Source organism: Thalassospira sp., from assembly GCF_040218635.1.
In the GTDB taxonomy this organism is placed as follows: Bacteria; Pseudomonadota; Alphaproteobacteria; order Rhodospirillales; family Thalassospiraceae; genus Thalassospira.
Window position 1 is genome coordinate 503,270 of record NZ_JAVJRB010000009.1, and the last position, 17,503, is coordinate 520,772.

Below are 17,503 nucleotides of genomic sequence, written 5' to 3' on the forward strand. Positions count from 1 at the left end.
TCTGGGGGAGGCTCAGACCTAATCGGTCGCCTCAATAGCCAAGCCGCGTGGGCAGCCAGGTTACGACTTCCGGAAACAGAATGCACAGGATCAACACGGCATACATTGCGGCGATGAAAGGCCAGCTTTCGCGTACCAACTCGCCCATTTTGACGCCCGTAATGCCCGTGACAACGAATAACACGACACCAACCGGTGGCGTTAGCATCCCGATCACAAGATTAAGAACGAAAACAAAACCGAAATGCAGGGGGTCAATGCCATACTGCAAGGCGATTGGATGGAAAAGAGGTACGAGCATGATATAGGCCGCGTTGGATTCAAGAAACATCCCAACAACAAGCAACATCAAAGAAATCAGGCACAGAAAGATAAAGGGACTTTCTGTAAGTCCTTGCATCATGGATGCGATATGCATCGGCAGCAAATCAATGGTGAACAAGAATGTCACGGTTGAGGCAAACGCGATCATTGCACCGACAAGTGCCGATGTTTTGGCCGCCGTGAGCAAGACTTCAGGAAGGTCGGCAAGGCGCAGTTTCCGGGTGACAAAAAAGCCAAGAAACAAGGCATAGCAAACCCCAACCGCCGCCCCTTCTGTCGGCGTAAAGGCGCCGATGACAATGCCGCCAATGACCACAACAGGCATCATGAAGACAATCAGTGAACGTCGAAGTTGCCTTAGGATATTGCCAAGTGAAATCGGATTTCCGGTCAGCGGGTAATCCCGGTACCAGGCAATAAACCAGCACAGGATCATGAGTGCAAAAAACAGGATCAGTCCGGGCACGACACCGGCCATAAACATCCCGCCCACAGATACACTTGATCCGGCCATAAACGCATAGACGATCATGGCACCTGATGGCGGAATGATCGGGCCAAGGTTTGCTGCGGCAGCGACAATGCCGGTTGAAAACCCAAGGCCGTATTGCTTCTTCAACGATGGAACCAACGTCGAAGACAAGGCCGAAGCATCTGCGACGGCAGCACCCGACACGGATGCCAATCCGGCACCTGATATGATCGCGACTTGTGCCAACCCACCTCTGATCCGTCCGATAAACGCATTCGCGAAATCGACGATGCGATCCATAATGCCGCCCTTGAGCATCAATTCGCCTGCAACCATGAAAAGCGGGATCGACATCAGTGGAAATGAATTCACCGAATTCATTACGCGCGGGGCAATCACCAGAATGTCAAAGCCTGAAAACCAAAGCCCGACAAGTGCGGAGACGCCCAGAGCAAAAGCAAGAGGCATCCCCAGAAGCGCAAAGGCAAGGAAACTTCCGATGACAAAAAGGCTCATTTCGCTGGCTCCGGTGCCCAGATCGACATTTTCAGAAGGTGAAGAGCCGAATGAGCGGCCCCTATGGCGACAGGAAGGAAGAAGACGCTCGATGTAAGGTCTAATGACCCAAGACGTTCTGACCATGTGACCGATGCAACGACGATTGATGTGTAGCAGACCACCATCATCATGCCCGCAGCAAGAAGGCTCATAATGCGAAGGGTAAAAGCGTGAATTCTTTCGGGAAAACGCGATACCAGCATTTCAATGCCGACATGTGTTCCATCGGGAATGCCCAAAGGTATCGCAAGAAAAATCGTCGTAACAAACGCAAGACGTGAAACTTCATCCGCCCAATCGAGTGATTCATTAAAAACATACCGCATGACCACCTGGACCGAGACAATCACGATCATTAACGCCGCACCGGCGATCACGGCAATGCGCGCGCCCTGATCGGCGCGCGCAAGAGTTATGGTAATGAAATGCTTCATTGGGTGTTGAACATCATCAATGTTATTTGGCAGTTTCAGCGTCGAGAAGAGTGACCAGTTCGGCATCCAGTCGGGATTTGGTTTCCACTGCAACCGAAGACGTCAATTCGCGAAGCTTGGCAGCCAGTTCAGGAGATACCGCTGTGTAAGTCATACCAGCAGCCGTCAGCTTGTCGAGCGCTTCTGCGTCCTGCTTGGCAGCAAGTTCACGCTGGAAAGAAACCGCGGTGTGCATCGCGTCTGTGATCATATTCTGTTTTGCAGCATCAAGGCCCGAGAACCATTTCTCGTTTGCAACAACAGAGATGAAGTCAAAGAAATGCCCGGTGTTTGAGACATATTTCTGCACTTCCGGGTATCCGGCAACATTGATGATCGCGAACGGGTTTTCCTGACCGTCGATCACACCCTGTTCCATGGCGGAATAAAGTTCCTTCACATCCATGGCGACAGGATTGGCGCCCAGTTTGCGGAAAGTCGCCAAATGGGTCTCGTTTGGCTGAAGACGAATTTTCAGACCCGCGATATCTTCGATCTCTTTGATCGGCTTAACATTGTTTGTAAGCTGTCGGAAGCCAAGCTCCATATAGCCCATTGATGTCATGCCTTCGGCTGCCATTTTGCCATCAAGTGCCGCACCGACCGGGCCATCAACAATCGAAAAAGCTTCTTCGCGTGTTTCAAACTGGAAGGGCAATCCGATCACTTCAAGTTCCGGAACTGTACGGGTGAGGTAAGCCGTTCCGACCCACATGAGCTCGATCGCACCCAGCTTCACGGCCTGAACGTTTTCTGCTGCACCACCCAATTGTTGCGCAGGGAATATATTGACCTCGATTTCACCGTTTGAAAGCTTTTCAAGTTCGGTCTTGAAAACGCCCATCGCAAGTGAGGATGAATGCTCAATTGCGAAATTTCCTGCCACGCGTATCAGATCTTTGGCATCTGCGGTCGCGGCCGAAAAGGCCAATATCGTGGAGGTTAGAATAGGAAGAAAAGCTTTCATGATCTTACTCCGGATTTTTCAATGTGTTCGGGACTTGGGATGGCAACGGGTCTCCAAATGCGTGTCTGCAGCGGGCGCTGATGACCGAGGCGATCTCGGACAGCGTTGCCGTATGTTCCTCGATTTCACTCATTTTGAGACGGCGTTCGAAAATTTCGAACAGAGCTTCACGGTCTGGCACCCTGTGCAATGCAAGAATGAAGGGATGACCAAACTTTGACTTGTAGGCGGCATTCAGATGGGCAAGTTGCTGTGCTTCTTGGCTGGAAAGGTGCATGAGACCCAGCCGATCTTGTTCGCTTGTGGATTCTTTGGTCATGACGCCTGCCTTGGCTTCCGCGCCGGCAAGTTCGGGATGTGCGTTAAACAGGGCAACCTGACTGGGCATGTCTTCGCTCAAAATCACTTTCACCAACGCTTTGGCAACGTGCTTGTCTGATGAAAATGGCCTCTCGGTGAGTGCTGCTGCAGCGACCCAGGGCGATTTCTCCACAAGTGGCTCAATCATCGCGAGGGCATCTTTTTTCGAGACCGTGTTCAAAGTCGAAAGGCTAAATGTCATCAGTAGGTATTCCTTGGTGGGCGATGAATTGAACCCTAGGGTATTTGCCAAGTTTCAATCCATAGTATAATTAGCAACGTATCATTCGAAAAATTAGAATGGATTACAGATGGCGCTTCACCTGATTCCCCGCTCCTTGATTTATGTCGAGGCCGTCTCCGAACATGGTTCGATTCAGGCGGCATCACGTGCAATCGGTGTTTCCGCATCCGCAATTGACCGTCAGATTGTCCTGCTTGAAGAACGCGCAGGCGTACAGCTGTTCGAACGCCGAACGACGGGTATGGCTTTGTCTGCCGCGGGGGAGGTGTTTGTTGTGCTTGCACGTCGGTGGCGAAGTGATGAAAGCCGGGTGTGGTCAGATGTGAAACATCTCCAGGGCGTCGATACCGGTCATATTCGCATTGTGACCATGGACAGTCTGGTCAATGGCCCGATCCCGCGTTTTCTTGCCCGGATTGGCGAACGCTATCCAAGGGTGCGCATTGATGTTGAAATTGCGTCGCCAGATCAGGCATTTACCGACCTCGATACCGGGGTCGCTGACATTGCCTTGGCGTTCAACCTTCGACCACATCGCGATATTCATGTTATCTGGAGCGAAGAATTGCCGCTATTCTGTGTCGTTTCACCAAGTCATGACCTTGCCGGGGCGAAGAATACCAAGCTACAGGAAGCAATCGCCTATCCTTTGGTGCTGCAAAGTCGGTCCCTGGCAATCCGCAGAATTCTCGAAGCACGCTATGCATGGCTGTTTTCAGACAATCGTCCACCTGTCGTGACCAACTCACTGCAACTGCTTAAGCACCTGGTCGCATCTGGGGGGCATGTCGCACTGACGTCTGAATTTGACGCCGCACAGGAATTACTCGACGGGAAGCTCAAGGCAATTCCGCTGGTTGATCTTGGGCTTTCTGTCCAAAACATTTGTGTTGCCATAAGTTCGCGTAGAACCCTTCCACGTATCTGCCGCATCGTGATGGAAGAATTGGCCGCAGAAATGAGTACGGTCCTTACTGAAGTTCGCGCTACCTCATAGCGATATTTTGCACTAATCAGCCACACTTTTTGATGCCGATGACAACATCGTCTGGTATCGAACTTATATTGTGACAGAAGTCCTAAAAAACGAACCAGGGGTTGCGATCTGATCGTGTTAGGCACACACTCTAGAGATGGCCTTTAAATGGCCCTGTTATGGTTGTAACGTTGCGGTTGTGATTGTCGATATGCGCCGCGCAGTCTGTCCGAAAGTGGTATGTATCTATGCTTGGATTATTGCTGCGGTGCGATAAGATCGTCTATGGACCATCTCAAGGCACAGTGAAAAACATCGTTGCCCGGTCCGGGGAAAACGTAATCAAGATTAATCGGAGGGTTTCATGACCGACGTCGTAATTGTAGGTGCAGCACGTACACCAATCGGCGCATTCAGCGGCACATTGGCGGGTACGGTCGCAAGTGATCTGGGTGCAACTGCCATCAAGGCGGCATTGGAGCGCGCAGGCGTAGAAGGGGACGCGGTTGATGAAGTGATCCTCGGTCAGGTTCTGACAGGTGGTCAGGGGCAAAACCCCGCCCGTCAGGCCGCCATTGGTGCGGGCATTTCGGATCGCGCAACCGCGTTTCTGATCAATCAGGTTTGTGGTTCAGGCTTGCGCACCGTCGCCCTGGCGGCTCAGCAGATCATGACCGGCGATGCCAACATCGTGGTTGCCGGTGGTCAGGAAAACATGTCGCTTTCGACCCATGTCGCACACCTGCGCAACGGTCATAAAATGGGCGATGTCAAATTCATCGACAGCATGATCAAGGATGGTTTGTGGTGTGCCTTTAACGGTTATCACATGGGCAATACGGCTGAAAATATCGCCAATAAATGGGGTATTTCGCGCGAAGAGCAGGATGCATTCGCTGTTGCCTCCCAAAACAAAGCCGAAGCCGCACAGAAATCCGGCCGGTTCAATGATGAAATTGCCGCGGTGACCATTCCAAATCGCAAAGGCGATATCGTCTTTGATGCCGATGAATATCCACGCCACGGCGCATCTGTCGAAGGTATGGCCAAACTCCGCCCGGCTTTCGACAAAGAAGGCACGGTTACCGCCGGGAACGCATCGGGCATCAATGATGGCGCAGCTGCCCTTGTTGTCATGTCCGCGGCCGAAGCCGCCAAACGCGGTCTGACCCCGCTTGCAACGATCAAAAGCTGGGCAACGGTTGGTGTTGATCCGGCCATCATGGGATCGGGTCCGATCCCGGCCTCGAAAAAGGCGCTTGAAAAAGCCGGTTGGTCGGCATCCGACCTTGACCTGATCGAAGCCAATGAAGCCTTTGCCGCACAGGCGATTGCGGTGAACCGCGATATGGGCTGGGATACCGACAAGGTCAATGTCAATGGTGGTGCAATTGCACTGGGCCATCCGATTGGCGCATCGGGCGCACGTGTCTTCACGACCTTGCTTTATGAAATGCAGAAACGCGACGCGAAAAAAGGCCTCGCGACGCTTTGCATTGGTGGTGGAATGGGTGTCGCGCTGTGCGTTGAGCGCTGATCAGCGACATTTAGCTGAATTTCTAGTCATGCGGGGCGTCCTCAATCGGGGATGCCCCGTTTGCTTTGGTGCGATTTATTTTGCACTGCGACGAAAGACTAAACCGCTTGGCTGACATAGATCATGGAGAAGTAATAAAATTACGTTTATAACTCAGTTTATGGATTAAAGTTACGTATGTCGTAGAAGGGCAAACGGCGTAGATCACTAAGACAACATGCTTGATGAACGAAGTTTAGGGAGGCGACCATGAAAAAAACAGCACTGGTAACCGGTGGAACACGCGGAATCGGCAAGGCCATCAGCCTGTCGCTCAAAGATGCGGGTTACACCGTTGTTGCGAACTATGCTGGCAATGATGAGGCCGCAAAGGCCTTCACCGCAGAAACCGGCATTGCCGCTTATAAATGGAGCGTCGCGGACCCCGATGCATGTGCCTCTGGCATTGCCAAGGTCGAAACCGAAGTCGGCCCGATTGACATCCTGATCAACAATGCCGGCATCACCCGCGATGGTTTCATGCATAAAATGGAAACCGACGCATGGGCCGCAGTCATTGAAACCAATCTCAGCTCGCTCTTTTACATGACCAAGCCGGTTCTGGAAGGCATGCGGGCACGAGGCTTTGGCCGGGTGGTCAATATTTCCTCGATCAACGGGCAGGCCGGTCAGCTCGGCCAGACCAACTATTCCGCAGCCAAGGCCGGCGTGCATGGCTTTACCAAGGCACTGGCACAGGAAGTGGCCCGCAAGGGGGTTACGGTCAACACCATTGCACCGGGCTATATCAACACCGACATGGTGGCCGCCGTACCGGAAAAAGTCCTTGAAGGCATCATTTCCAAAATCCCGGTCGGACGATTGGGCGAGGCCGATGAAATCGCACAGGCGATCCTTTATCTGTGCGGGCCAAACTCCGGCTTCATCACCGGTTCCTGCCTGTCCATCAATGGCGGTCAGCATATGTTCTGATCCCGCATTTTCTGCGGCCGGAAGATACCAAAACACCCCGCATTTTCACGGGGTGTTTTGCATTTGGGCTGCCTGCTTACGATGCGCTTAGCACATCTTTCGTCGTAACAATCTTGGCGAATGTATCGCCCAGCATGGTCAGCTCGGAACGGTGCAGATCCGATGCCAAAACAACGCTGCCATCAAGGGCATCTGGCAGGTCGCGGGTTGCGGTGGCATCTGACACCACACTCACCGCATATCCCTTTTCATCGGCAACACGTGCGGTGGTCGACACACAGACATGGGTCATGAACCCGGTCAGAACGACGTGTTTAAGCTTGGCGGTTTCAAGAAATTCTTCAAGCTTCGTGCCGCCAAATGCACTGGGAACGGATTTGGTAATCACCGCCTCGCTCGCCGTCGGGGCAACTTCGGGCATGATGGCAGCGTACGGACCGCTTGGGTCAAACAGCCCTTCTGCGTGATGCTGAACATGAATGATTGTGCCGCCATTCTTGCGCCAATGGGCCAATAACGGCTCGATATTGCCAAGAGCACCCTCAAGGCCCGAAAGTTTAAGGCTGCCTGTGCGGTATTCTTCCTGCGCATCAATGATAATCAGGGCGGCATCCTTTGGGCTGCCGGTCGGAAGGATCGCACCGGCAATGTCAAAAATGGTTTTGGCGGTCATCTGGAACTTCCTTTTGCATGAATAAGTGATGAGGCATCATGGCCCTGCAAAATTGCATTATCCAGCGGCAATAATTCGGCTAGTATCTGCATTAACGCAGATACTGGATGAAATGCCATGCAGCTTGATTGGGAAGGTCTAAGGACATTTGCGCATGTGTGCCAGACCGGCAACATGAGTGCCGCCGCCCGTGAACTTGGTGTCAATCAAACCACAGTCGCAAGGCGCATCGCCCGGCTTGAAGAATGGGTTGGCTATAGCGTGCTTTATCGTGACGGGCGTTCGGTTGGACCAACCCCGCGGGCGCAAAACCTTCTTGAAACCGCGCAATCCATGCAAAGAACGGTTACGGGGTTGTTGGAAAATGAACCTGCGAGTGACCGGAATAACAAGGAAATTTCAGGGATCGTACGCGTCACAAGCGTTGATGCCATTCTTGAAAACTGTGTCGCCCCGCATCTGGCACGGCTCCAACAAGACTATCCCAAACTGTCGCTTGAACTGATCGGGGCCAACCGGAATTTAAGCCTTCCAAACCGTGAAACAGACATCGCCATTCGTCTTGCCCGGCCGGAAAGTGGCGCGTTTCATATCAAATTGCTCGGGAAACTGGAATCGGCGGTTTATTGCAATCTTATGGGGGATGACGAAAACCGGCTTGATCCCGCTTCAATGTCATGGATCGATCTTGATGATTTCTTTGCCGATAAACCGGAACAAAGATGGCTGGCACAGACGTTTCCGGGGCGTAAGACAATCGGTTATGCCAATCGTATGTCGATTATCGTGTCGATGATGGAAGGTCGGGCATGTTGTGCCTTGCTGCCGGTTTGTGTCGGCGATGCCTGTTCTGGCTTAAAGCGGATCGATGGCTATGAACCGGATGGCCGCGAGGTCTGGCTTCTAACCCATCAGGATAAAAGACATCTGCCACAGGTCCGCGCGGTTGCCGACTGGTTAACTGACATCCTGCCCGACGGCAAAGCCATTACCCGCCTGTAACCCGGATATCGGTCGGGCCGGTTAATGCGACAACGGTTCGGGCATTGGGAATGTCGTTGTGCATTGCCTTTTGCAGTGCTGTTTTGCCATCAAGCCCGAACCCTTCCCACCGTTCGATCAAACGGGTGCGCAGCGTGTCTTCAGGCACATCCAGATAGATCGATAAATCAAACAGATCATTCAACTGATCCCACGGCGATTGGGTCAGAAGAAGGTAATTGCCCTCAATCAGAATGATGCGGTGGTCCGTCGATATGGCGCGCGCCGACCCGCGCGATATTTCAAGATCGCGATCAAAAACCGGCACATAAACCGTATCGCCGTTATCCGCACGAAGGGCCCGCAATATGCGGTGTAATCCCCCGACATCAAATGTCTCGGGTGCGCCTTTGCGGGGTAAAAGACCGCGGTCTTTCAGGATCGCGTCATCAAAGTGAAACCCGTCCATCGGCACGACAGCAGCACCAGCTTTATCACCCCCCAGATGGTGATAAAGCTGGTCGGACAAGGTTGACTTGCCCGATGCTGGTGCCCCGACAATCGCGACAAGAATGCGCTGATTGCCTGATTGCGTGTCATGTATCCGGTGTGCCAATGCGTTCAGGTCGGGTGTCATCGTGCTTTGGCGACCTGTCGTTTGCGCAGGTGTCCGGGGCAATGGCGTGTCATGCGGCGTCACTCACTTCGGTTGGTTCTTTGGCGCCGGTCATGAAGGCGACGGCATCGGACATGCTGTAATCATCGGGTTTGATCGTGCAAAGCCGTTTGCCAAGGCGGTGAATGTGAATGCGGTCGGCGACTTCAAACACATGCGGCATATTGTGTGAAATCAGGACAATCGGCATGCCGCGTGCTTTGACATCGGCAATCAGATCAAGCACACGTCGGCTTTCTTTGACGCCAAGGGCAGCAGTCGGTTCGTCCATAATGACAACGCGCGATCCAAAAGCAGCGGCACGGGCAACTGCAACGCCCTGGCGTTGACCGCCCGACAGGGTTTCAACCGCCTGATTGATGTTCTGAATGGTCATCAGGCCAAGTTCGGTAAGCTTTTCACGGGCAAGACGCTGCATTTCCTTGTGATCAAGGGCGCCGAAATATTTACCCATAAAGTTCTTTTTGCGAATCTCGCGGCCCATGAACATATTGTCGGCAATCGACAGGGCAGGCGACAGGGCAAGGTTCTGATAAACCGTCTCGATCCCGGCTTCGCGTGCTGCCATCGGGGATGAAAATCCGATGGGTTTGCCATCAAGCTCGATGGTGCCTTCATCGACCGAAATCGCCCCGGACAAGGCTTTGATCAGCGATGATTTTCCAGCGCCATTGTCGCCGATGACGGCCAGAACCTCGCCGGGATAAAGGTCAAAATCTGCATGATCAAGGGCCGTCACCCGACCGTATCGTTTGACGATGCCGCGCGCTTTGAGAACAGGTGTCTGATCGTTGCTCATGCTGAAACCTTTCTGATCCACTGATCGATTGCAACCGCAATGATGGTCAGCCAGCCAATGGCAAAGACCTGCCACAGCACATCAACCCCCGCCAGTCGCAAGCCCGAATTAAACACCCCGACAATCAACGCCCCGATCAACGGACCAATGATCGACCCACGCCCGCCAAACAGCGATATGCCGCCTATCACCACGGCTGTAATCGATTGCAGGTTGGCTTCCTGGAAACTTTGCGGCGATACCGATCCAACCCGCCCGATCGATGCCCAGGCCCCGATGGCACAGACAAGTCCGGCAAGGCCATAAACCATGATCAGGGTGCGGTTGGTGCGGATACCCGAAAGCTCGGCGGCTTCCTTGTCATCGCCAATGGCATACACATGGCGGCCCCAACTGGTGTGATTAAGGATGTACCAAAGCACCGCAAAAACCACGAGCATCAGGATCGACCCATAGGTAATCCGCGCGCCGCCAATCGCGATGCTTTCGCCAAAGAATTTCAAAAGCGGTGCGATTTCATCCAAAGTCTGGCTGCGGATCGATTGTGCGCCCGAAAGCCAAAGGTTCAGCGCAAAGAAAATGTTCCACGTCCCGAGTGTTACGATAAACGGCGGCAACTTGATCCGGGTCACCAGAAATCCGTTCAGCGCCCCAGCGGCAATGCCGCCAATAAACCCGATGAAAATCGCAAGCGGGGCGGGCACGCCAAGCGTGATCGCAAGTTGGCCCATGATCACCGACATCAAAACCATGATGGCCCCGACCGAAAGATCAATGCCCGCCGTCAGGATCACAAGGCTTTGGGCGGCGGCCAGAATGCCTATGACCGAAACCTGTTGAATGATCAGAGACAGGTTGAACGGCGAAAAGAATTTCGATCCGGCGACAAAGCCGAAAATGATGATTGAAAAGACCAGAACAATCACCGGTACCATCGTCGGGTTGCCATGCAGGAAATGCTGCACGGAATCAAACAGGCTACGGTGTTTGTGGTCAAACTGCGCGACAGAGCTGTCGCTGGAATCAAGCGTTTGCTCGTATTCCTGTTTCTTGCGTGACGTTTGAGCGGTATCGCTCATCGCTTCCTCCCGACTTGGTCGTGTACCGGGTCTGATATCTCATCTGACCCGGACCCAAACCCGGACATCCATCCGGTTCTAAGGGCCGGTTTGGATGCGGATGTTAAACCAAGTGTAACCTGATGTGGGACAAGAGGGCGGAGTTAAATCCGCCCTCTCTCGAAATGAACGGGGGAATTAACCCCAGCAGCGATCCATGCCTTCGGCAACGTCAATCGACGGGACACCGTCAACCGGCTGATCAGTGACAAGGTTAACCCCGGTGTCAAAGAAGTTCAGCCCTTCGGTGTTCTGCGGTTTTTCGCCGTTATCGGCCCATGCCTTGATGGCCTCAATCCCTTTGGCCGCCATCAAAAGCGGATATTGCTGTGATGTTGCACCAATCACACCGTCCTTGACGTTGGCAACACCCGGGCAGCCACCATCAACCGACACGATCAAAACACCTTCTTCCATGCCAAACGCCTTAAGGGCTTCATAGGCACCCGCGGCAGCCGGTTCATTGATGGTGTAAACAACATTGATCTCGGGATCACGCTGCATCAGGTTTTCCATGGCTTCGCGACCGCCTTCCTCATTGCCGTTGGTCACGTCATGGCCGACGATCCGGGCGTCATCCTCGTCCCCGATCTTGTTGGGATCCTTGATGTCGATTCCGAACCCTTTCATAAAGCCCTGATCACGCAAAACGTCGACCGATGGCGCGCTTGGTGTCAGATCCAGCAAGGCGATCTTGGCATCTGCTGCCTTGTCGCCAAGCTGTGCTGCCGCCCATTGACCAATCAGTTCACCGGCCTTGAAGTTGTCGGTGGCAAAGGTCGCATCGGCGGCATCAATCGGCTCAAGCGGCGTATCAAGGGCGATGACCAGAAGCCCGGCATCGCGGGCCTTTTTAACCACCGATACAATTGCCTTGGTGTCCGATGCCGTGATCAGAATGCCTTTGGCACCCGATGCGATGCATGACTCGATCGCCTGAACCTGTGTCTCATGATCACCATCGACCTTGCCGGCAAATGTCGACAGATCAATGCCAAGTTCCTTGGCCTTGGCCGATGCCCCTTCTTTCATTTTGACAAAGAACGGGTTGATATCTGTTTTGGTCACCAGACAGGCGCCGATATCGGCCGCTTTTGCCTGATTTGGCAAGATGCTAAGGCTAAGGGCAAGCGCACCAAGGGTTGCGCCAAGAAGTGCTTTTTTCATCATTTTCCTCCCAGGATTTGACCTGAATTACCGCCTTTAAAGGGCGGCGATGTTTGTTTTCCAGACAGATCATGGCGCGCATTATGTGGTGGGCCTTCAACCTGTCGAGCTCATAAAACACACCAAATGCATATCGCTGTCAATTAATAAATCCGATTGATTTATTAATTATTCCTGTCACTCTTGTGATCAATCGGGCATTAAAGATCCCGAGTGGGAGGACGAAATGACGGACACTTTAACGACCAACCCCGATCAAGCAGGGGACGACCAACAGGGTGTGCGTCCGCTTCATCAGGGGGGCGGGGCAAATCAACTGCGCGTGCGTGCCTATAACGAACGCCTTGTTCTGTCATTGGTGCGCCGAAATGCCGGTCTTTCAAAAGCCGATATCGCAAGGATTTCAGGACTTTCTGCGCAAACTGTGTCCGTCATCATGCGGGCATTGGAAAAGGATGGTCTGTTAAAACGCGGCATCCCGGTGCGTGGAAAAGTCGGCAAGCCAAAGGTGCCTATGGCGCTTGATCCCGACGGCGTTTATTCATTCGGTTTGAAAATCGGGCGGCGCAGTGCGGAACTGATCCTGATGGATTTTGTCGGCACAGTGCGCGCATCGCTTAAAGAAGCTTACAAATACCCGACACCGAACAGTATTCGGGCGTTTGTTCGGGACTCGGTGGGCAAAATCACCTCGGAACTTACGTCAAACCAGCAATCGCGCATCGCCGGGATCGGGATTGCTGCGCCGTATGAATTGTGGAACTGGGTCGAAGAAGTCGGTGCCCCGGTTCAGGACATGAATGCATGGCGGGAAGTTGATCTGATTGACACGATTGGTTCAATCGTGCCCTTCCCGGTGTTTCAACAAAATGACGCAACCGCTGCTTGCGGGGCGGAACTTGTGTTTGGGGGCGGGCCGAACTATTCCGATTTTGCTTATTTCTTTATCGGATCGTTTATCGGCGGTGGTGTGGTGCTTAATCAGGCACTTTATGCCGGTCGCACGGGGAATGCCGGGGCATTTGGTTCGATGCCGGTGTCATCGCGCTCCGGGCATCCAAGCCAGTTGATCGATCAGGCATCCATATTCGTTCTCGAAGAAATGCTTGCCCGTGAAGGCCGAGACCCCGGGATGCTGTGGCGGGATCCGAACTATTGGAACGATCTGGGGAAAACGCTTGATATCTGGATCAGCCATACCGCACGAAGCCTTGCAATTGCGATTACATCTGTTTGCTCGGTCATTGATTTCGAAGCAGTCATTGTCGATGGCGGTTTCCCGTCAGACGTTTGTGCGCGCATCGTAAGCGCGACACGTGCGGCAATGACGGAACTGGATTTACAGGGCATTGCCCGCCCCCATGTCGAACAGGGGCAGGTCGGCAGTGCCGCCCGCGCCATCGGGGCGGCCAGCCTCCCGCTGTTCTCGCGCTATCTGCTCGATCAGTCCGTCCTGTTCAAACAGATGCAGTAGACGATCGCGCCCCGGAACGTTCTAGAAATTATCTTTGCGCTTGCGGATTTCGGTGAAAATCTCGGTCGGGGTGGCCCCGATCATGCCGATTGCCTTGGCAACGGCCGGGTCATCGGCGCGCAGGAACGGATTGGTCGCCAATTCAACATCGATGCGTGACGGAATGGTCGGGATGTTGCGCGCCCGCATGCCATCAATATCCTGACAACGCGCAATCAGGGTCGCGTTATCCGGCTCAATCGTTTTGGCAAAACGGGCATTCGATTGGGTATATTCATGGCCGCAATAAACCAGCGTGCTATTGGGCAGGTTGCGGAATTTCTGCAACGATTCCCACATCTGAGCAGGGGTTCCTTCAAACAATCGACCACAGCCCAGCGCAAACAGACTATCGCCGGAAAAAAGTGCGGTGATTGCCGGAAAATAAAACGCAATATGCCCGCTGGTATGGCCCGGAACGTCAAAGACGCGACCTTCAAGCTCCCCGATCAGAACCTGATCCCCTTCGGCACAGGTTTCATCCATATCGGCAATGCGGGCCGCTTCGGCCGTGGGGCCCAAAAGTTTCGCGCGGTATTTTTCAATCAGCTCACCATTGCCGCCAATATGGTCGTGATGGTGGTGGGTGTTGATCACGAGATCAAGCGTCCAGTCCCGTTCTTCAAGCGCACTGATCACCGGTCCGGCTTCGCCCGGATCGACGATGGCGGTGGTTTCGCTGCGGTGGCAACGGACAAGATAGGTGTAATTATCTGAAAGACACGGAATGACGATCACTTCACCGGCGGCCATGGGATACCTCAAGATGGAATTTGGACTGTTGGCACAAGACTATCAGCAACGACTGTCTTGAAACAATCACGCAAAATACTCTACTGAAAGACTGCAAAAATATTCCCGTGTCCGGATCGGGATGATAGGTTGTTTTGATGCCTCAGGATGTCGTCGATCTTCACCGCTTCTATGCCAGCAGTATCGGGCAAGCCGCCCGTCGGCTGATCCGCAGGCGTTTACGCGTGATGTGGTCGGATGTGCGGGGCATGCGCGTGCTTGGTTTTGGCTATGCGACACCTTATTTGCGGCCCTTTATCGGCGAAGCGGAACGGGTCATGGCCTTTATGCCTGCACGGCAAGGCTGTGTGCATTGGCCGGTCGGGGAAGATAACCGTGTTGCCCTGACCGAAGAAACCATGCTGCCGCTTCCTGATAGCTCGGTTGATCGCATTCTTCTGGTGCATATGGTCGAACATTCCGATTCGATGCGCCGTCTGATGCGCGAATGCTGGCGGGTGCTGACCCCGAATGGCCGCATTGTGGTGGTGACACCAAACCGAAGCTCGCTTTGGAGCTGGTCGGAAAAAACACCGTTTGGCTATGGCCATCCCTATAGCGTCTCACAGCTGCAAAACCTGATGCGCGAAAACATGTTCCTGCCCGTACAGCACAGCCGCGCCCTGTTCCTGCCGCCAACCCGGCGTCGTCTGTTCCTGCGCTGGTCGCAGATATTTGAAAATATCGGATCGCGCCTGTTCAAGGCCTTTGCCGGTGTCTCGATCGTCGAAGCCGGTAAACAGCTTTATGCCAGCACCGGCACACCATCGCGCAAACGCCGTCTTGTGCATATTCCGGTATCGGTCCCGCCGCTGCGCCCGGCCGAGGGCAATCACCAACACCGCACCGATGATGCCCGGTCTTTGACCTGCAGCCAAACCGGTATGACGGATTCTGAGGATAAGGCACAAGCCAAGGACCCGGCCCGAAGGGTTTGATTTAAGGCAATATGCTCTATCTTGGGATGCCCTATCACAATCAGAAAAGCCCACCTTTTCAGGTGGGCTTGATCGGGCAGATTACGGGTCGGTGACCGTAATGGTAACCTCTGGTGGTCTTGGGAATGCTCCGCACTGACCTGCACCCGGATCGATATAACCAAATGCTTCGCTGGTATTAAACTTGACTTCGATCCTTGGCATTACCCCTTTGCAGGTATAAGGAGCATTAAGAGGATAAGTGATGGTGGCGCTACCCGCACCATTGCTCTTGCTCAGGTTAAAACCGCTATAGTCAGCAGCCGTAATACCGTTGAAGCCGATATCAGGAATGACAAAAGCTGCCGGGGTTGCCGTTCCGTTCGCGGGTGCGCCATAGGTTTGTGTATGACCGCTGGCCTGCACCGGATTACTGGTGCCGCAATTGTCTGTACCATCATTCCAGGTTGCACCGACATTGATGGTGGTGGACATGGTTACTCTGACATGGCTCCATGTCTGGAAAAGCGGAATACCTGAAAGATCGGTATAGCTGCCGACATCCGAACCAGCGGTAGCAGATGAAATATCAAAGGACTGGCTGCCTGATCCGGCAATATAACTGGTGGTGCAGGCCGCATCTGAACACAGTTCAACCTGGGTAACTGTAACTTCATATATAGATGGCTGGCCTGCCGTTCCGGGGATCGCAGCCTGGGCAATGTTCGGCAACAGGATCAATCCGGCAATGCCCAGGGAAGTAAAGATGTTTTTCATGAATTAATCCCCTCGCGAAATGACCACACCCGAACTGACACGTTCGACAACGATGCGGTTGTTGCGTCTGACCTTGTCAAGAGTATGGGCTGACATATCACGCATTTCCCATGCTTGATCTGTAACAAAGGCAGAGCTAAGTGCAACGGGCTTTTTGCCCTGTTCTTCGACCCCGAAACCGAACCGGAATGAAACAAGGGCAAAGACTTCATCATCGGAAAAATTATCGTCCTGCCAGCCAGCTTCAACCGAGAAATTCTGATGAAGATCGGCATAAAGCGATGTTTTCCACCCTTTTATGTCATCATCATTACGTTCAGAATCCCAGACATAGCGACTGCCATAAACTTTCAGCCACGGCAGATAGGGAACCTGTGCGCCAAGTTCCAGATCATATCCATCAAGAACCTCTTCGCGTGTATCACCGCTCAATCCCTTGGCCGATGCGCCGCCCAGTCCGTAATAGGTGTTGCCGGTGAAATCCAAACCATACCATTTGGCTTCGACCCCGAAACCGGCACGTTTATGCTGGCGCTCCCATTCCCAGTCAAAAAAGGTATTGGCTCCAAGAAGCACGGTGTTATCGGCAAACAGCTTCCGGTATCCCAGGCCGATATTTGTGACATCCCGGTTCAGATCAAGATAATCATATCTCTGCTGGCTGAGTTGGGTAAAGAAAGTATGCTCAAGATTATCGGATTGATAAAGCGGCTGAACAGTTAGCACGGACCAGTTGAAATCCCCGTCGGAATTGACACCGCTTTCGATTTCAAACCTTTTCATCCATTCTGGAAGGGATGCACCAACATCCCCCATCCAATATTCAATGCCCCCTTCTACAAGTGAAAGGGCGGCTGCTTCTGTCTGATTCTGGGCCAGATATTGTGCCGACTGCCCGACGGCGTTGCGAAGTGTGTTCTGGGTTTCATCTGCATTGACAGAATGGGGCAAAACATAACCCAGCCCCCCCGCTATCAAGATAGCTGACAGCCTTTTATAAGACATCCACCTGGTTCCCCCAAAGACCTGATTCTATACATCAATTTTGATGAATATTAGACGTATCGGTAAGTGCGGTCAATCTCAAGTAGTGCAAATGGGCTATAAAAAAAATATTTGGTTTTGGGATAACTGAAAATGGTTCTGTTATGGCTTGAAACAAAAGAAAAACAGGCCACCGCGTAACGGTGACCTGTTTTGTAATATG

The 17,503-nt window shown here is 53.1% G+C and carries 18 protein-coding genes; 6 read left to right on the forward strand and 12 right to left on the reverse strand.

Going from position 1 to position 17,503, the window contains the following annotated elements:
• Positions 1 to 31: 31 nt before the first annotated feature.
• From RIC05_RS10090 to uraD, 4 genes are read right to left on the reverse strand one after another with little or no spacing between them, the layout of a single operon-like run.
• On the reverse strand, positions 32 to 1,312 hold the full coding sequence (locus tag RIC05_RS10090; protein WP_350046958.1) for a TRAP transporter large permease: 1,281 nt from the start codon (positions 1,310 to 1,312) through the stop codon (positions 32 to 34).
• Complete coding sequence (locus tag RIC05_RS10095; RefSeq protein ID WP_350046959.1) at positions 1,309 to 1,788, reverse strand: TRAP transporter small permease; 480 nt, start codon at positions 1,786 to 1,788, stop codon at positions 1,309 to 1,311. Before RIC05_RS10095 ends, RIC05_RS10090 begins: the two co-directional genes overlap by 4 nt.
• A 22-nt stretch (positions 1,789 to 1,810) precedes the next feature.
• Entirely contained in the window at positions 1,811 to 2,794 is a 984-nt protein-coding gene (locus RIC05_RS10100) for a TRAP transporter substrate-binding protein (RefSeq protein ID WP_350046960.1), read from the reverse strand.
• A gap of 4 nt (positions 2,795 to 2,798) precedes the next feature.
• A complete protein-coding gene (gene uraD / locus RIC05_RS10105; protein WP_350046961.1) occupies positions 2,799 to 3,356 on the reverse strand; it encodes a 2-oxo-4-hydroxy-4-carboxy-5-ureidoimidazoline decarboxylase in 558 nt (185 codons plus the stop codon).
• Positions 3,357 to 3,465: 109 nt separating this feature from the next.
• Here uraD and RIC05_RS10110 point away from each other — a divergent pair, with 109 nt between their 5' ends.
• From RIC05_RS10110 to phbB, 3 genes are all read left to right on the forward strand, one after another.
• Positions 3,466 to 4,395: a LysR family transcriptional regulator gene (locus RIC05_RS10110; RefSeq protein WP_350046962.1), complete on the forward strand. Its 930-nt coding sequence runs from the start codon at positions 3,466 to 3,468 to the stop codon at positions 4,393 to 4,395.
• Between the two features lie 343 nt (positions 4,396 to 4,738).
• On the forward strand, positions 4,739 to 5,911 hold the full coding sequence (locus tag RIC05_RS10115; RefSeq protein ID WP_350046963.1) for an acetyl-CoA C-acetyltransferase: 1,173 nt from the start codon (positions 4,739 to 4,741) through the stop codon (positions 5,909 to 5,911).
• 249 nt (positions 5,912 to 6,160) lie between these two features.
• Positions 6,161 to 6,883 (forward strand): acetoacetyl-CoA reductase, encoded by a 723-nt coding sequence (phbB, locus tag RIC05_RS10120; protein WP_350042260.1) that lies wholly within the window; start codon positions 6,161 to 6,163, stop codon positions 6,881 to 6,883.
• Between the two features lie 76 nt (positions 6,884 to 6,959).
• On the opposite strand, the gene RIC05_RS10125 is transcribed toward phbB, so the two are convergent.
• A complete protein-coding gene (locus tag RIC05_RS10125) occupies positions 6,960 to 7,556 on the reverse strand; it encodes a cysteine hydrolase family protein (protein ID WP_350046964.1) in 597 nt (198 codons plus the stop codon).
• 117 nt (positions 7,557 to 7,673) lie between these two features.
• Between RIC05_RS10125 and RIC05_RS10130 the strand changes: the two genes are divergently transcribed.
• Positions 7,674 to 8,558 carry a LysR family transcriptional regulator gene (locus RIC05_RS10130; RefSeq protein ID WP_350046965.1) on the forward strand — a complete coding sequence of 295 codons (885 nt, stop codon included), beginning with the start codon at positions 7,674 to 7,676 and terminating at the stop codon, positions 8,556 to 8,558.
• On the opposite strand, the gene RIC05_RS10135 is transcribed toward RIC05_RS10130, so the two are convergent.
• The 4 genes from RIC05_RS10135 to RIC05_RS10150 form a co-directional block, all read right to left on the reverse strand.
• Positions 8,545 to 9,174, reverse strand: coding sequence for a nucleoside/nucleotide kinase family protein (locus RIC05_RS10135; RefSeq protein ID WP_350046966.1), 630 nt, complete (start codon positions 9,172 to 9,174; stop codon positions 8,545 to 8,547). The two genes, RIC05_RS10130 and RIC05_RS10135, sit on opposite strands and share 14 nt — an antisense overlap.
• Positions 9,175 to 9,223: 49 nt before the next feature.
• Positions 9,224 to 10,012, reverse strand: coding sequence for an ATP-binding cassette domain-containing protein (locus tag RIC05_RS10140; RefSeq protein WP_350042264.1), 789 nt, complete (start codon positions 10,010 to 10,012; stop codon positions 9,224 to 9,226).
• A complete protein-coding gene (locus tag RIC05_RS10145) occupies positions 10,009 to 11,091 on the reverse strand; it encodes an ABC transporter permease (RefSeq protein ID WP_350046967.1) in 1,083 nt (360 codons plus the stop codon). Before RIC05_RS10145 ends, RIC05_RS10140 begins: the two co-directional genes overlap by 4 nt.
• Positions 11,092 to 11,268: 177 nt before the next feature.
• A complete protein-coding gene (locus RIC05_RS10150) occupies positions 11,269 to 12,297 on the reverse strand; it encodes a sugar ABC transporter substrate-binding protein (RefSeq protein WP_350042266.1) in 1,029 nt (342 codons plus the stop codon).
• A 226-nt stretch (positions 12,298 to 12,523) separates the two neighbouring features.
• Between RIC05_RS10150 and RIC05_RS10155 the strand changes: the two genes are divergently transcribed.
• The gene (locus RIC05_RS10155) at positions 12,524 to 13,771 is read left to right on the forward strand and encodes an ROK family transcriptional regulator (RefSeq protein ID WP_350042267.1); all 1,248 of its coding nucleotides are present in this window, start codon (positions 12,524 to 12,526) and stop codon (positions 13,769 to 13,771) included.
• Between the two features lie 21 nt (positions 13,772 to 13,792).
• On the opposite strand, the gene gloB is transcribed toward RIC05_RS10155, so the two are convergent.
• Positions 13,793 to 14,563: a hydroxyacylglutathione hydrolase gene (gene gloB, locus RIC05_RS10160; RefSeq protein ID WP_350046968.1), complete on the reverse strand. Its 771-nt coding sequence runs from the start codon at positions 14,561 to 14,563 to the stop codon at positions 13,793 to 13,795.
• A gap of 137 nt (positions 14,564 to 14,700) precedes the next feature.
• On the opposite strand from gloB, the gene RIC05_RS10165 reads away from it, so the two are divergent.
• The gene (locus RIC05_RS10165; protein ID WP_350046969.1) at positions 14,701 to 15,540 is read left to right on the forward strand and encodes a methyltransferase domain-containing protein; all 840 of its coding nucleotides are present in this window, start codon (positions 14,701 to 14,703) and stop codon (positions 15,538 to 15,540) included.
• Between the two features lie 81 nt (positions 15,541 to 15,621).
• On the opposite strand, the gene RIC05_RS10170 is transcribed toward RIC05_RS10165, so the two are convergent.
• Together RIC05_RS10170 and RIC05_RS10175 are read right to left on the reverse strand one after the other, a co-directional pair.
• Positions 15,622 to 16,296, reverse strand: coding sequence for a hypothetical protein (locus tag RIC05_RS10170; RefSeq protein ID WP_350046970.1), 675 nt, complete (start codon positions 16,294 to 16,296; stop codon positions 15,622 to 15,624).
• Between the two features lie 3 nt (positions 16,297 to 16,299).
• Positions 16,300 to 17,247: an inverse autotransporter beta domain-containing protein gene (locus RIC05_RS10175; protein ID WP_350046971.1), complete on the reverse strand. Its 948-nt coding sequence runs from the start codon at positions 17,245 to 17,247 to the stop codon at positions 16,300 to 16,302.
• Positions 17,248 to 17,503: the final 256 nt, after the last annotated feature.

Bases quoted from the DNA above. Each gene is read 5' to 3' on its own strand.
- RIC05_RS10135 (WP_350046966.1), bottom strand. From the start codon at position 9,174: ATGACACCCGACCTGAACGCATTGGCACACCGGATACATGACACGCAA.
- RIC05_RS10130 (WP_350046965.1), top strand. From the start codon at position 7,674: ATGCAGCTTGATTGGGAAGGTCTAAGGACATTTGCGCATGTGTGCCAG.
- RIC05_RS10100 (WP_350046960.1), bottom strand. From the start codon at position 2,794: ATGAAAGCTTTTCTTCCTATTCTAACCTCCACGATATTGGCCTTTTCG.
- RIC05_RS10125 (WP_350046964.1), bottom strand. From the start codon at position 7,556: ATGACCGCCAAAACCATTTTTGACATTGCCGGTGCGATCCTTCCGACC.
- RIC05_RS10150 (WP_350042266.1), bottom strand. From the start codon at position 12,297: ATGAAAAAAGCACTTCTTGGCGCAACCCTTGGTGCGCTTGCCCTTAGC.
- RIC05_RS10115 (WP_350046963.1), top strand. From the start codon at position 4,739: ATGACCGACGTCGTAATTGTAGGTGCAGCACGTACACCAATCGGCGCA.
- RIC05_RS10155 (WP_350042267.1), top strand. From the start codon at position 12,524: ATGACGGACACTTTAACGACCAACCCCGATCAAGCAGGGGACGACCAA.
- phbB (WP_350042260.1), top strand. From the start codon at position 6,161: ATGAAAAAAACAGCACTGGTAACCGGTGGAACACGCGGAATCGGCAAG.
- RIC05_RS10170 (WP_350046970.1), bottom strand. From the start codon at position 16,296: ATGAAAAACATCTTTACTTCCCTGGGCATTGCCGGATTGATCCTGTTG.
- RIC05_RS10110 (WP_350046962.1), top strand. From the start codon at position 3,466: ATGGCGCTTCACCTGATTCCCCGCTCCTTGATTTATGTCGAGGCCGTC.
- RIC05_RS10165 (WP_350046969.1), top strand. From the start codon at position 14,701: ATGCCTCAGGATGTCGTCGATCTTCACCGCTTCTATGCCAGCAGTATC.
- RIC05_RS10140 (WP_350042264.1), bottom strand. From the start codon at position 10,012: ATGAGCAACGATCAGACACCTGTTCTCAAAGCGCGCGGCATCGTCAAA.
- RIC05_RS10145 (WP_350046967.1), bottom strand. From the start codon at position 11,091: ATGAGCGATACCGCTCAAACGTCACGCAAGAAACAGGAATACGAGCAA.
- uraD (WP_350046961.1), bottom strand. From the start codon at position 3,356: ATGACATTTAGCCTTTCGACTTTGAACACGGTCTCGAAAAAAGATGCC.
- RIC05_RS10090 (WP_350046958.1), bottom strand. From the start codon at position 1,312: ATGAGCCTTTTTGTCATCGGAAGTTTCCTTGCCTTTGCGCTTCTGGGG.
- RIC05_RS10095 (WP_350046959.1), bottom strand. From the start codon at position 1,788: ATGAAGCATTTCATTACCATAACTCTTGCGCGCGCCGATCAGGGCGCG.
- gloB (WP_350046968.1), bottom strand. From the start codon at position 14,563: ATGGCCGCCGGTGAAGTGATCGTCATTCCGTGTCTTTCAGATAATTAC.